Raw genomic sequence first — 12683 nt, forward strand, 5'->3', positions numbered from 1 at the left:
CTTTGGTCGGGCGCCTCCGATCCTTTGTGAACTACCCATTTCAAGGGCGTCCCCTTATGATGTCTGCCAGACTTTTTACCCTGCGATGACCCATGGCTGATTCCGCTTTTTTCTGCACCCTGTCCCACGAAGGCGTTCTCGCGGTCCGCGGCGTGGACGCAAGCAAATTCCTGCAAGGCCAATTGACCTGCAACCTCAACTACCTGAGCGACAGCCGGGCCAGCCTCGGCGCCCGTTGCACCCAGAAGGGCCGGATGCAATCGAGCTTCAGGATCCTGCTTGAAGGCGACGGCGTGCTCCTGGCAATGGCCAGCGAATTGCTCGAACCGCAACTGGCGGACCTGAAAAAATACGCAGTGTTCTCCAAATCCAAGCTCACCGACGAGAGCGCCGCATGGGTTCGTTTCGGACTGGAAGGCGCCGATGCCACGCTCACCGACCTGGGCCTGGAACTGCCGGTCGATACTGACAGCGTGGTTCGCCATGAATCCTTGATCGCCATTCGCGTCTCTCCAGGCCGCGCCGAACTCTGGGCTCGCGCTGAACAGGCCGATACGCTGCGCACTCGCCTGGGCGCGAAACTGGCCGAAGGCGATCTCAACCGCTGGCTGCTGGGCCAGGTTCGCGCGGGCATTGGCCAGGTCATGCCGGCTACTCGCGAGCTGTTCATTCCGCAGATGCTCAACCTGCAGGCCGTAGGCGGCGTGAGTTTCAAGAAAGGCTGCTACACCGGCCAGGAAATCGTCGCGCGCATGCAGTACCTCGGCAAGCTCAAGCGCCGGCTGTATCGCCTGCAGCTGGGGGCAGGCGAGCTGCCAGAGCCGGGCACTCCGCTGTTCTCCCCCACTCACGGCAGTTCCATCGGCGAAGTGGTCATTGCTGCCCGCGCCGAACAAAACATTGAACTGCTGGCGGTGTTGCAGGCCGAAGCGGCGGAAGATGGCAATTTGCACCTCGGGGCTTTGGAAGGACCCGCGCTACAATTGCTGGACTTGCCTTACGAACTGGACCGCGACCGCGAAATCCAGCGTTGATCGCAACATTTTGTCGCAACACCCTAGAGAACCGAAATGAGCGATTTGGCGGATAAGGTCCAGCGGGATTTGGTGGCGGCCATCGATAATGATGACCTGGTCCTGCCAACATTACCGGAAGTGGCCATGCAGATTCGCCGGGCCGCCGAAGACCCGGAAATCAGCGTCAGCAACCTGAGTAAAGTGATTGGTCGTGACACCGCCCTCTCGGCGCGCCTGATAAAAGTAGTCAACAGCCCCCTGCTGCGTGCCACCCAGGAAGTAACGGACCTGCACACGGCCATCACGCGGTTGGGGGTCAACTACAGCAGCAACCTGGCGATCGGGCTGGTCATGGAGCAGATATTCCATGCTCGCTCCGAAGTGGTTGAGCAAAAGATGCGGGAAGTCTGGCGCAAAAGCCTGGAGATCGCCGGCGTCAGCTATGCATTATGTCGCAGCTACACGCATCTCAAGCCCGATCAGGCGGCGCTGGGTGGACTGGTCCATCAGATCGGCGTGCTGCCGATCCTGACGTACGCCGAGGACAACAATGAATTGCTGTCGGACCCGGTCAGCCTCAATCACGTCATCGAGACGATCCATCCCGTGCTGGGCGACAAGCTGCTCAGTGTCTGGGAGTTTCCGGAACGGTTGGTGAAGTTGCCGGGGCTGTACCTGGATTTCACCCGAGACTCGAAGCAACTCGATTATGTCGACCTGGTGCAGGTTGCCGCGCTGTACTGCTACAAGGATGCCGACCATCCGCTGAGCAGGATTGACGCGTTCGGGGTTCCGGCGATCAGGAAGCTGGGCATCGACCTGGACAACAAGGACCGCTGCGCGGATATCGAAGAAGCTCGGTCGATGTTTTATTAAGCAGGCCGGGCAAATGAATTTGTGTTGGTCACAACCTGTGGCATTCGGCTCGGGCTCATTCTGAGCCAGGAGCAAAACTCACCCGCACCTTCAACCCGCCCTCCTGCCCATCATGCAGGGTGATCTGCGCCAGGTGCGCACGGCAGATTTCTCCGACAATTGCCAACCCCAATCCCGAGCCCGCCACTTGCTGGTTGCGCCGATAGAAGCGCTCGAATACCCGTTCCCGCTCAGTCTCGGGAATGCCTGGGCCGTCATCCTCGACTTCCAGTACCGCCGGCGCGGTGACCCGCAGGATCACGTTACCGCCCGAGGGAGTATGGGCCAGGGCATTGTCCACCAGGTTGCTCAACAGCTCGTTGAGCAAAGTCGGTTCGCCCCGTAACCAGACGGGTTCATCGGCTTCCAGGGCCAACGCAACCCCACGGGCATGGGCCAGTGGCGCCATGGCCATGCCCAGTTCTCGGGCGAGCTGGCTCAGGTCGAGCAATTGTGCGCCGCCTTCGGCAATTGCCCGCGCGCCGTTCTCCACCCGCGCCAGCGACAGCAGTTGATTCGCCAGATGGGTCAAGCGATCAGTGCCCTGGGCCGCGGTTTCCAGGGTTTCGCGCCAGGTCGACGGTTCGCTGGCGCGCAGGCCCAGCTCCAGTCGAGCCTTGAGCGCCGCCAGTGGTGTTCGCAGCTCATGGGCGGCATCGGCAATGAATTGCGCCTGGCGTTCGAACTGGCCGCGCAGCCGTTCGGTGAAGTGATTGAGGGCCCGCACCAACGGCCATAATTCGTGCTGGACTTCCACCAGCGGCAACGGCCGCAGATCGTCCGGCTGGCGTTCCTCCACCGCCGTGCGCAAGCGTTCCAGCGGGCGCAACGCCGCGCTGACCGCGAACCACACCAGCAACAGCGCGCCCACCGCCAGCATGCCCAGCCGCAACAAGGTATCGGCCATCAAGCTGCGGGCCATGCTGACCCGCGCCTCTTCGGTTTCGGCCACGCGGATTTCCGCCATGCCGTTCATTTCGGGTTCGCTCACGGCCTTGAGCAGGCTCACCACGCGCACATTCTGCCCTTGGTAACTGGCGTTGTAGAAACGTGCCAGCGCCGGGTAATCGCCGGTGCGCGGCGTACCGGGCGGCGGCCCGGGAAGATTCTCGTAGCCGGAGATCAGCTTCTGGTGGATGTCGTTGACTTGATAATAGATACGTCCGGCACTGTCATAGGCGAAGGTGTCCAGAGCGACATAAGGTACGTCCGCGCTGAGGGTACCGTCGCGCTGCGAAAGACCGGCGGCGATGGTTCGGGCCGACGCCAGCAGCGTCCGGTCGTAGGCCGTATCGGCGGCTTCACGGCCATTCCAGTAGGCGCTCAGGCCGCTGGCGAGCATCAGTACCACGAGCAACGAAGCAAGGTTGCGAAGTAGCCGCCAGCGCAGGCTGTCGGGCTTATGCATCGCGGTTTTCCAACAGATAGCCCAAGCCGCGGAACGTCACGATCGCCACCGCATGGCCGTCGAGCTTCTTGCGCAGGCGATGGACATAGATTTCGATGGCGTCGGGGCTGGCCTCTTCGTCCAGGCCGAACACCTGGGCAGCCAGTTGTTCTTTGCTCATCACCCGCCCGGGCCGGGCGATCAACGCTTCCAGGACAGCCTGCTCGCGAGAGGTCAGGGTCATCAGTTCCTCGTCGAGGGTAAAGCGCCGGGTGTCCAGGTCGTAGACCAGTCCACCACAGCGCTGCTGCCGCTCGCCACCCAGTACGCTACGGCGCAGCAGCGCCTTTACCCGCGCCTCAAGCTCGGTGAGTTCAAAAGGTTTGGCCAGGTAATCGTCGGCGCCGAGGTTCAGGCCATGGACCCGGTCCTTGACGTCGCTGCGAGCGGTCAGCATCAGCACCGGCAGCGTCTTGCCCCGCGCCCGCAAGCGCGCCAGCACCTCGAAGCCGTCCATGCGCGGCAGCCCGACATCAAGGACCGCCACCGCGTATTCCTCGCTGCTCAAGGCCAGGTCGGCGGCCACCCCGTCGTGCAGCACATCCACCGTCAACCCTGTGCTCTTGAGGGCCTGGGCGACACTTTCGGCGAGCTGCAGATGGTCTTCGACGAGCAGGACACGCATGGAGTTTTCCTCGATTCAGGGATGGTCGGGGCCATTCTTTGGCGCGGAGTTTACAGCCGCATTCGCCACTGTGAAGCTCAAAATCATCCTGACAGCTTTTGAAAGGTTAGCGAAAGGTTGGGCCGCTAGAGTCGCTCCACGGACAGTTTCGACTGCCGGTCGCGAAACACATCGCGAAACGAAAAACGCCTCGAAGCGTTTTCGCCGAATAAAAACAATAAGCGGAGTATTCATCATGCTGTCCATACAGCTTCTGGCTTCAACGCCCACCCGCCATTCCTGCCCCAACCAGACTACCCTTGCCTGTGCCGCTGCGCAGACCGAACTGCCGCGTCTTTGAAACGCGTTTGCGGATCTGCACCGTACATGTTCTGCGAAGCCTGACTTGAAACACACAACAACAACTCCTGTGGAGACAAAAATGAACCTATCACTGCGCAAAGTAGCCTTGGCCGCCGGATGCCTGATGTTCGCCGGGCAATTGCTCGCCGCGGACCCATCCAAAGAGCCGAAGCGCCCGGAATGCATCGCACCCGCTGCCCCTGGCGGCGGTTTCGACCTGACCTGCAAACTGGCGCAAAGCGCGCTGGTCAACGAAAAACTGCTGACCAAGCCAATGCGCGTCACTTACATGCCCGGCGGTGTCGGCGCGGTGGCCTACAACGCAGTCGTCGCACAACGCCCGGCCGACGCCGGCACGCTGGTGGCCTGGTCAAGCGGTTCGTTGCTGAACCTGGCGCAAGGCAAATTTGGCCGTTTTGACGAAACCAATGTGCGCTGGCTCGCTGCCGTCGGCACCAGCTATGGCGCCATCGCCGTGAAAAGCGATTCGCCCTACAAAAACCTCGACGATCTGGTACAGGCCCTGAAGAAAGATCCGGGCTCGGTGGTGATCGGTTCCGGCGGTACCGTCGGCAGCCAGGACTGGATGCAGACCGCTTTGATTGCCAAGGCCGCCGGCATCGACCCGCGCAAACTGCGCTACGTGGCCCTTGAAGGCGGCGGTGAAATCGCGACCGCCCTGCTCGGTGGCCATATCCAGGTGGGCAGTACCGACATCTCCGACTCCATGCCACACATCCAGAGCGGCGACATGCGTTTGCTGGCGGTGTTCTCTGATAAACGCCTGGACGAGCCGGAGATGAAAGACATCCCGACCGCCGTGGAACAAGGCTACGACATCCGTTGGCCGGTAGTACGTGGCTTCTACCTGGGCCCGAAAGTCACCGATGCAGAATACGAATGGTGGAAAAACGCCTTTGACAAGCTGCTGGCTTCCGAAGAGTTCGCCAAGCTGCGCGACCAACGGGAACTGTTCCCGTTCGCCATGACCGGTCCGGAGCTGGACGCCTACGTGAAGAAGCAAGTAGCCGACTACAAGATGCTGGCCAAAGAATTCGGCCTGATCCAGTAATCGCCTCTGTTCTCGCGGCGGCACCGGCACAGTCGGCGCCGCCCAGGAGTTAGTCATGCTCGTCATCCAACGTATTATTGCCGCGGTGCTGCTGCTGGCCTGCATCGGCCTGGCACTGATGGCCTGGCCCTATCAGGCAGCCTTTTCCTATGAACCGGTTGGCCCGCGTGCCTTTCCCCTGCTGATACTCGGGCTGATGGGACTGGCGCTGCTGTACATGCTGTTTCGTCCCACGCCCGTCGTGCACAGCGAAGACGATCCGCACCTGGACCGTGAAACCCTGCAGAAGATCGGTATCTGCGTGGCGCTGCTGCTGGTATTCGCCGGGACCTTCGAGCCCTTGGGATTCATCCTCGCCAGCATTCTGATCGGCGTGCCGATGGCACGTCTGTACGGCGGCCGCTGGGTGCCGAGCGTGGTGATCATCAGCCTCATGGCCATTGGTCTTTATCTGTTGTTCGACAAGCTGATGGACGTGCCGCTGCCCCTGGGCCTGCTCGGCGTCCTGGAGAATTGATATGGATACCCTGAATTATCTCGGCCAGGGTTTTGGTGTTGCGCTGACGCCGTACAACCTCGTCACCGCGTTGAGCGGCACGCTGATCGGTACCGTGGTCGGCCTGCTGCCGGGCCTGGGCCCGATCAACGGCGTGGCGCTGCTGATCCCGATTGCCTTTGCCCTGGGACTGCCGCCGGAGTCGGCGCTGATCCTGCTGGCGGCGGTGTACCTGGGTTGCGAATACGGCGGACGCATCAGCTCGATCCTGCTGAACATCCCCGGCGAAGCCTCCACCGTGATGACCACCCTGGACGGCTACCCGATGGCCCGCCAAGGCCTGGCCGGGGTGGCGTTGTCGCTGTCGGCGTGGAGTTCGTTCATCGGCGCGTTCATCGCCACCTGCGGCATGGTGTTGTTTGCGCCACTGCTGGCCAAATGGGCGATCGCCTTCGGACCGGCGGAATATTTCGTCCTGATGGTGTTTGCCATTGTCTGCCTCGGCGGCATGGCCGGCGACCGACCGCTCAAGACCTTCATCGCTGCGCTGATCGGGCTGTTCCTGTCTTGCGTCGGCATCGATGCGAACAGCGGCGTGTACCGTTTTACGGGTGACAACATCCATTTGACCGATGGCATCCAGTTCGTCGTGCTGGTGCTGGGCCTGTTCTCCATCAGCGAGATTCTGTTGCTGCTGGAAAAAACCCATCGCGGCCAGGAAGCGGTGAAAGCCACCGGGCGGATGATGTTCAACTTCAAGGAAGCGGCCTCGGTGTTCTGGGTGAACATCCGCTGCGGCGTGCTCGGTTTCATCATGGGCGTATTGCCTGGCGCTGGCGCAACCCTGGCCAGTGCCGTGGCCTACATGACCGAAAAACGCATGGCTGGAGCCAGTGGGACGTTCGGCCAGGGCGACAAGCGTGGCCTCGCGGCGCCGGAAACCGCCATCGGCGGCGCGGCTTGCGGCGCGCTGGTGCCAATGCTGACCCTCGGCGTCCCAGGTTCAGGCACCACGGCGGTGATGATCGGCGCGCTGTCGCTCTATAACATCACGCCCGGCCCGCTGCTGTTCCAGCAACAGCCGGACATCGTCTGGGGCCTGATCGCTTCGTTGTTCGTCGCCAACGTCATGCTGGTGATCCTCAACATCCCGATGATTCGTATCTTCACCCGCATCCTGGCCGTGCCGAACTGGGCGCTGGTGCCGGTCATCGCGATCATCACCGGGATCGGCGTTTACGCCGTGCACGCGACCACATTCGACCTGTTCCTGATGATCGGCATCGGTATCTTCGGCTACATCCTGCGCAAGCTGGAATTCCCGCTCTCGCCAGTGCTGCTGGGTTTCATCCTTGGCGGTCTGATGGAGCAGAACCTGCGTCGTGCATTGTCGATTTCCAATGGCGCGTTGGAGATCCTCTGGTCCAGCCCGATCACCTTCGGCTGCTGGGTCCTGACGGCAATCATGTTGTTCCTGCCGCTGCTGCGCATCTGGCGTCGTCGCAGTGCCCAGCGTCGTGCCCTGGCCAATGTCTGAGGCGACAACTTTCAGACAATGGTGGGGAACACCGCTGGTCGGTCTGGCCGGCGGTTATCTGGCCAGCCTGATCGGCTGGCCCTTGCCCTGGATGGTCGGCTCGCTGTTGGCGATCATCCTGGTGCGCTGTCTAACTCCCTGGCAACTGATGGAAATCCCCGGCGGCCGCAAATGCGGCCAATGGGTGGTGGGCATCGGTATCGGCCTGCACTTCACGCCGGTGGTGATGGAACAGGTCCTCAGCCACTTCGGCCTGATCTTCTTCGGCGCGCTGATCACCAGCGTGTCCAGCATCGTGAGTGTCTGGCTGATGCGCCGCACCGGCGAAGACCGCGCCACGGCCTTTTTCTCCAGCATGCCGGGCGGTTCCGGCGAGATGGTCAACCTCGGCGCCCGCAATGGCGCGATGCTCAGCCATGTTGCCGCGGGCCAGAGCCTGCGTGTGCTAGTGGTGGTGTTGTGCGTGCCGGCTGCCTTCAAGTATCTGCTCGGTGACGGCACGCCGGTGCAACACGCCACGGCGGTGGATTGGTTGTGGTTGGCGGTTCTGTTTCCAGCGGGTGCCCTGCTCGCCTGGATCTGGGAGCGCTTGCGCCAACCCAATCCATGGCTGTTCGGGCCCTTGTTGGTCAGCGCGGCGGTGAGCATCGGCTGGGACTTGCACATCGGCCTGCCCGACGGCGGCAGCCAGATCGGCCAATGGCTGATCGGCAGCGGCCTGGGCTGTCATTTCAACCGGCAGTTCTTCCGCCGCGCACCGTCGTTCATGGGTCGTACCTTGATTGGCACAGTGCTGACCATGCTGATCGCCACGCTTGCGGCCCTGGGCCTGAGCACCTTGACCCACCTGGACTTGCGCTCGCTGACCCTGGGCATGATGCCCGGCGGCATCGCCGAAATGAGCTTGACGGCGGAGACCCTGCAACTGTCGGTGCCGTTGGTGACGGCGCTGCAGGTGATGCGGCTGTTGTTCGTGCTGTTTCTGGCTGAGCCGTTGTTCAGGTATTGGGTTCGCAGACCGGATCCGGACTTGTAGACCGGGTTGTCCTCTTCGCGAGCAGGCTCGCTCCCACATGGGATTTTGTTTGTCCTCAAACCCCTGTGGGAGCGAGCCTGCTCGCGAAGGGGCCCTTATTGCCGACCACTAAACCGGCGGCAACCGCCAATCGATCGGCTGCTCGCCATGCTGCTGGAGAAACTTGTTGGTCCGGCTGAAATGCCCGCAGCCGATAAAGCCCCGATGGGCTGACAGCGGTGACGGGTGGACCGAGGTCAACACCAGATGCTTGGTCGCATCGATCAGCTTCTGCTTGCTCTGGGCATGAGCGCCCCACAGCAGGAATACCAGGTTCGGCTGGTGTTCGCTGACCACTTCGATAACCTTGTCGGTAAAGTGCTGCCAGCCTTTTTTAGCGTGGGCATTGGCATTGGCGCGCTCCACGGTCAAGGTCGTGTTGAGCAACAACACACCCTGGTCGGCCCAGCTCTGCAGATAGCCATGGTTGGGGATATCGATGTTCAGGTCGCGCTTCAATTCCTTGTAGATGTTCACCAGCGACGGCGGCGTCGGCACGCCCGGCTGCACCGAAAAGCACAAGCCATGGGCCTGGCCCGGGCCGTGGTACGGGTCCTGGCCGAGGATCACCACCTTGACCTTGTCCAGCGGCGTGGAATTGAGCGCATTAAAAATCAGCGGGGCCGGCGGATAGATTTCCTTGCCGGCGGCGTATTCACTGCGCAGGAACTCGCGCAACTCCGCCATGTACGGCTGGTCGAACTCGGCACGCAGTGCCTGCTTCCAGCTGGGTTCGAGTTTGATACGGTCGTCAGCGGTCATGGGTGCACCCGGTAGAAACAATGGGCGCACCCTAGGAAAGCCTACAGGGCTTGTCAATTGATCTGACGTCAATCCGGCACTTTCCCCCACAGCAGTCATACTGATCATTCAATTTTCCAATCGAGGTCACGATGAATCTGCACTTCGAAGAACTGACCGGCATCAACGGGGCGCGCCTGGGCGTCGCCACGCTGGATGCCGAAAAATCCTTGAACGCCCTTTCCCTGCCGATGATCAACGCCCTGCGCGATCGCCTCGACGCCTGGGCCCGGGAATCGCAGATTGTCTGTGTGCTGTTGCGCGGCAATGGTGCCAAGGCCTTCTGCGCCGGTGGCGAGGTGCGCAGCCTGGTCGAAGCGTGTCGCGCCCACCCCGGCGAAGTGCCGCCGCTGGCGGCGCAGTTTTTCGCTGCCGAATACCGGTTGGACTTCAATCTGCACACGTATCCGAAACCGTTGATCTGCTGGGGCCATGGCTATGTACTCGGCGGCGGCATGGGCCTGCTGCAAGGCGCCAGCACGCGAATCGTCACGCCGAGCAGTCGACTGGCGATGCCGGAAATCAGCATCGGCCTGTATCCGGACGTCGGCGCCAGTTGGTTCCTGTCGCGTCTGCCGGGCAAGCTTGGCCTGTTCCTCGGCCTTACCGGCGCCCACATGAACGCCAGGGATGCCATCGATCTGGGTCTGGCCGATCGCTTTCTGCTCGATGAGCAGCAGGATGACCTGATCGAAGGCTTGTTGCAGCTTAACTGGCAGGAACAGACCGAGATGCAGCTCAACAGCCTGCTCAAGGCCCTGCAGCAAGAAGCACTGCCGCAACAACCCGAAGCCCAATGGTTACCGCGTCGGCAGCAAATCGATGAGTGGCTGGATGTCAGCGACGTGCGCTGCGCCTGGAAAGCCCTCAGCCTGCTGGTGGATCATCCGGACCCATTGATCGCCCGGGCAGCCAGGACCATGACCGAAGGCTCGCCGCTCACGGCGCACCTGGTCTGGGAGCAGATCAGCCGCGCCCGCCCTTTGTCATTGGCCGGTGTGTTCCGCATGGAATACACCTTGAGCCTCAACTGCTGCCGCCATCCGGAATTCAGCGAAGGCGTGCGGGCGCGGTTGATCGACAAGGACCACAAGCCGCGCTGGCATTGGCCGGATATCAATCATGTGCCGCAAGCGGCGGTCGAGGCGCATTTCCATAAGGTATGGGAGGGGCGGCATCCGTTGGCGGATTTGTCCAATGAATAACGGACCTGCTTTTGGTGGGCATACCTTTGGTGGAACCCGAGCCTGCTCGCGATGGCGTCGGCCCTGACAGTAATGCTGTGTCGGGTATACCGCCTTCGCGAGCAGGCTCGCTCCCACAGGGTTTAGAGGGTTAGCTTTACGCAGGCACAAAAAAAGCGGCGCTCATTGCGCCGCTTTTTGCTGCCGATCCGTCAGCGATGACCGCCCCGTCCGTCATGGCCACGTCCATCATGGCCACGTCCCCGATGATCATGGCCACGGTCACGTCCGCCCCGGCCGCGACGGTCGTCATTCCAGCCGCCCCGGTCCCGGCCGTCCCAACCGCCCCGATGCGGGTAGGGGCGATACGCCGCTCGCGGTGGCGAGTAATAGCGTGGGCCATGCTGGTAGTAGCGTGGAGCCGAATAATAACGCGGCGCCGGCTGGTAGTACCGTGGTGGTGCGTAATAGCCACGCGGTGCCGAGTAGTAACTTCCACCGCCGCTGTAATAGACCGGCGCCGGAGAGGTATAAACCTCGGAACGGTAGTAACTGGAGCCTCCGTCGGAATAAGGCACGCAGGCCGAAAGAGTCAAACCGAGAAACGCAATGAGCAGCAGTCGTCGATACATGGCGGCCTCCTGGACCGCGGATGGGCCACATCAGCGACGCTGACGGGCGGCAGTCATCTATTGGGGTGACTGACGATTAATCTGACAGCGAAATCGGAATCTGGTGCGACGTTGCAATAACTCGAAACATGTAGCCTTTTGCTTCATTGCGGTGCGCCACAGCACCACAACAACGCATGAATTCGCTTGAGGTCCGCGCCTTCCTGGCATGCGGTCGCTCTGGGCCGGGGCTTGCGCGTACTTGGCACGGCTCTCGCTTTAACGAACCTTGTGCAGGAGTCATCACAGGTTCGCGGCACCACAATTTGCAATGGCTGACTAGGGTTCCGGCTCGCCTCTGGCGAGTGGCTGGTCCGAGAGTTGGCGACCTCCAGTTGAGGTTACACGGCGGGACAAAAGCCCGGGAGACAAGCCACCGTTCGCGGTGCCGCGTTGCTCCTGTCCGCCCTTGATCAACTGGAGAACCACCATGCTCAAGCTTCGTCTGTCCTCACTGCTCCTCGCCGCGCTTGCGGCCTTCGCGAGCATCCCATCCCACGCCGCGCCCAAGGACCATTTCAGCGTCTGCTGGACCATCTATGCCGGCTGGATGCCCTGGGAATACGCCGGCAGCCAGGGCATCGTCGACAAATGGGCGAAGAAATACGGCATCACCATCGATGTCGTGCAGCTCAACGATTACGTCGAATCCATCAACCAGTACACCGCCGGTCAGTTCGATGGCTGCACCATGACCAACATGGATGCCCTGACCATTCCCGCCGCCGGCGGCGTGGACAGCACCGCACTGATCGTCAGTGACTTCTCCAACGGCAACGACGGCATCGTCCTCAAGGGCGAGGGCAAGAAAGTCGCCGACCTCAAGGGCATGGACGTCAATCTGGTGGAATTGTCGGTGTCCCACTACCTCTTGGCTCGGGCCCTGGATTCGGTCGGCCTCGCCGAGAAAGACCTGAAAGTCGTCAACACCTCCGACGCCGATATTTCTGCCGCCTTCAACACCGACCAGGTCAAAGCCGTCACGACATGGAACCCGATGCTCTCGGACATCAAGGCCCAGCCGGGTGTCAGCGAAGTATTCAACTCCAGCCAGATTCCCGGCGAAATCATGGACATGATGGTGGTCAACACTCAGACCCTCAAAGACAACCCGGCCCTGGGCAAGGCACTGACCGGCGCCTGGTTCGAAGTGGTGGCGCTGATGAACGCCAGGAACGCAGCCGCCAATGCCGCGCTGGAACACATGGCCAAGGCGTCGGGTACTGATCTCAAAGGTTTCCAGGCGCAACTGGACACCACCAAGCTGTTCGCCACCCCCAAGGAAGCCCTCGCCTTCGCCACCAGCGAACAACTGCCCGCCACCCTGCGCAAGGTCGCCGAGTTCTCGTTCCGCCACGGTCTGCTGGGTGAAGGCGCCAAGGATGCCGACGCAGTGGGCATGGCGTTCGCCAATGGCGTGACCCTGGGCGACAAAACCAACCTCAAGCTGCGCTTCGACCCCACCTACGTGCAACTGGCCGCCGACGCCAAGTTGTAGGACC

At 61.7% G+C, this 12683-nt stretch carries 13 protein-coding genes and 1 riboswitch; of the genes, 9 read left to right on the top strand and 4 right to left on the bottom strand.

What is annotated here, in order from left to right:
- The first annotated feature begins 92 nt into the window (after window positions 1-92).
- Window positions 93-1034: a YgfZ/GcvT domain-containing protein gene (locus tag J3P94_RS20895; RefSeq protein WP_434569493.1), complete on the top strand. Its 942-nt coding sequence runs from the start codon at window positions 93-95 to the stop codon at window positions 1032-1034.
- Between the two features lie 36 nt (window positions 1035-1070).
- Window positions 1071-1892, top strand: a complete 822-nt coding sequence (locus tag J3P94_RS20900) for an HDOD domain-containing protein (RefSeq protein ID WP_434569494.1) — start codon at window positions 1071-1073, stop codon at window positions 1890-1892.
- Window positions 1893-1947: 55 nt separating this feature from the next.
- On the opposite strand, the gene J3P94_RS20905 is transcribed toward J3P94_RS20900, so the two are convergent.
- Together J3P94_RS20905 and J3P94_RS20910 are read right to left on the bottom strand one after the other, a co-directional pair.
- On the bottom strand, window positions 1948-3339 hold the full coding sequence (locus J3P94_RS20905; protein WP_434569495.1) for a sensor histidine kinase: 1392 nt from the start codon (window positions 3337-3339) through the stop codon (window positions 1948-1950).
- A complete protein-coding gene (locus J3P94_RS20910) occupies window positions 3332-4003 on the bottom strand; it encodes a response regulator (protein WP_305496222.1) in 672 nt (223 codons plus the stop codon). The genes J3P94_RS20905 and J3P94_RS20910 overlap by 8 nt, the downstream gene beginning before the upstream one ends.
- Here J3P94_RS20910 and J3P94_RS20915 point away from each other — a divergent pair.
- From J3P94_RS20915 to J3P94_RS20935, 5 genes are all read left to right on the top strand, one after another.
- Window positions 4002-4343, top strand: a complete 342-nt coding sequence (locus J3P94_RS20915; RefSeq protein ID WP_434569496.1) for a hypothetical protein — start codon at window positions 4002-4004, stop codon at window positions 4341-4343. The genes J3P94_RS20910 and J3P94_RS20915 overlap by 2 nt on opposite strands.
- Before the next feature lie 81 nt (window positions 4344-4424).
- Window positions 4425-5417, top strand: coding sequence for a Bug family tripartite tricarboxylate transporter substrate binding protein (locus J3P94_RS20920; RefSeq protein WP_434569497.1), 993 nt, complete (start codon window positions 4425-4427; stop codon window positions 5415-5417).
- Between the two features lie 55 nt (window positions 5418-5472).
- A complete protein-coding gene (locus J3P94_RS20925; RefSeq protein WP_305496223.1) occupies window positions 5473-5934 on the top strand; it encodes a tripartite tricarboxylate transporter TctB family protein in 462 nt (153 codons plus the stop codon).
- A gap of 1 nt (window position 5935) precedes the next feature.
- Window positions 5936-7450, top strand: a complete 1515-nt coding sequence (locus tag J3P94_RS20930; protein WP_434569498.1) for a tripartite tricarboxylate transporter permease — start codon at window positions 5936-5938, stop codon at window positions 7448-7450.
- Window positions 7443-8486: an AbrB family transcriptional regulator gene (locus tag J3P94_RS20935; RefSeq protein WP_434569499.1), complete on the top strand. Its 1044-nt coding sequence runs from the start codon at window positions 7443-7445 to the stop codon at window positions 8484-8486. Before J3P94_RS20930 ends, J3P94_RS20935 begins: the two co-directional genes overlap by 8 nt.
- A 108-nt stretch (window positions 8487-8594) precedes the next feature.
- Here J3P94_RS20935 and ung read toward each other — a convergent pair whose 3' ends face one another.
- Entirely contained in the window at window positions 8595-9287 is a 693-nt protein-coding gene (gene ung / locus J3P94_RS20940; RefSeq protein ID WP_434569500.1) for a uracil-DNA glycosylase, read from the bottom strand.
- Window positions 9288-9418: 131 nt separating this feature from the next.
- Here ung and J3P94_RS20945 point away from each other — a divergent pair, with 131 nt between their 5' ends.
- On the top strand, window positions 9419-10531 hold the full coding sequence (locus J3P94_RS20945) for an enoyl-CoA hydratase/isomerase family protein (protein ID WP_434569501.1): 1113 nt from the start codon (window positions 9419-9421) through the stop codon (window positions 10529-10531).
- A 191-nt stretch (window positions 10532-10722) separates the two neighbouring features.
- Here the strand turns inward: J3P94_RS20945 and J3P94_RS20950 are convergent, their stop codons facing one another.
- Window positions 10723-11142 (bottom strand): hypothetical protein, encoded by a 420-nt coding sequence (locus tag J3P94_RS20950; protein ID WP_305496228.1) that lies wholly within the window; start codon window positions 11140-11142, stop codon window positions 10723-10725.
- Between the two features lie 307 nt (window positions 11143-11449).
- Window positions 11450-11551: riboswitch (guanidine-I (ykkC/yxkD leader) on the top strand.
- A gap of 60 nt (window positions 11552-11611) precedes the next feature.
- On the opposite strand from J3P94_RS20950, the gene J3P94_RS20955 reads away from it, so the two are divergent.
- Window positions 11612-12679: a putative urea ABC transporter substrate-binding protein gene (locus J3P94_RS20955; protein WP_434569502.1), complete on the top strand. Its 1068-nt coding sequence runs from the start codon at window positions 11612-11614 to the stop codon at window positions 12677-12679.
- The last annotated feature ends 4 nt before the right edge of the window (window positions 12680-12683 follow it).

Source organism: Pseudomonas sp. Z3-8 (genome assembly GCF_051131975.1).
Lineage (GTDB): Bacteria > Pseudomonadota > Gammaproteobacteria > Pseudomonadales > Pseudomonadaceae > Aquipseudomonas.

Excerpts from the sequence above, each read along its gene's own strand:
- J3P94_RS20895 (WP_434569493.1), top strand. The coding sequence starts at position 93 with ATGGCTGATTCCGCTTTTTTCTGCACCCTGTCCCACGAAGGCGTTCTC.
- J3P94_RS20900 (WP_434569494.1), top strand. The coding sequence starts at position 1,071 with ATGAGCGATTTGGCGGATAAGGTCCAGCGGGATTTGGTGGCGGCCATC.
- J3P94_RS20905 (WP_434569495.1), bottom strand. The coding sequence starts at position 3,339 with ATGCATAAGCCCGACAGCCTGCGCTGGCGGCTACTTCGCAACCTTGCT.
- J3P94_RS20915 (WP_434569496.1), top strand. The coding sequence starts at position 4,002 with ATGGAGTTTTCCTCGATTCAGGGATGGTCGGGGCCATTCTTTGGCGCG.
- J3P94_RS20910 (WP_305496222.1), bottom strand. The coding sequence starts at position 4,003 with ATGCGTGTCCTGCTCGTCGAAGACCATCTGCAGCTCGCCGAAAGTGTC.
- J3P94_RS20920 (WP_434569497.1), top strand. The coding sequence starts at position 4,425 with ATGAACCTATCACTGCGCAAAGTAGCCTTGGCCGCCGGATGCCTGATG.
- J3P94_RS20925 (WP_305496223.1), top strand. The coding sequence starts at position 5,473 with ATGCTCGTCATCCAACGTATTATTGCCGCGGTGCTGCTGCTGGCCTGC.
- J3P94_RS20930 (WP_434569498.1), top strand. The coding sequence starts at position 5,936 with ATGGATACCCTGAATTATCTCGGCCAGGGTTTTGGTGTTGCGCTGACG.
- J3P94_RS20935 (WP_434569499.1), top strand. The coding sequence starts at position 7,443 with ATGTCTGAGGCGACAACTTTCAGACAATGGTGGGGAACACCGCTGGTC.
- ung (WP_434569500.1), bottom strand. The coding sequence starts at position 9,287 with ATGACCGCTGACGACCGTATCAAACTCGAACCCAGCTGGAAGCAGGCA.
- J3P94_RS20945 (WP_434569501.1), top strand. The coding sequence starts at position 9,419 with ATGAATCTGCACTTCGAAGAACTGACCGGCATCAACGGGGCGCGCCTG.
- J3P94_RS20950 (WP_305496228.1), bottom strand. The coding sequence starts at position 11,142 with ATGTATCGACGACTGCTGCTCATTGCGTTTCTCGGTTTGACTCTTTCG.
- J3P94_RS20955 (WP_434569502.1), top strand. The coding sequence starts at position 11,612 with ATGCTCAAGCTTCGTCTGTCCTCACTGCTCCTCGCCGCGCTTGCGGCC.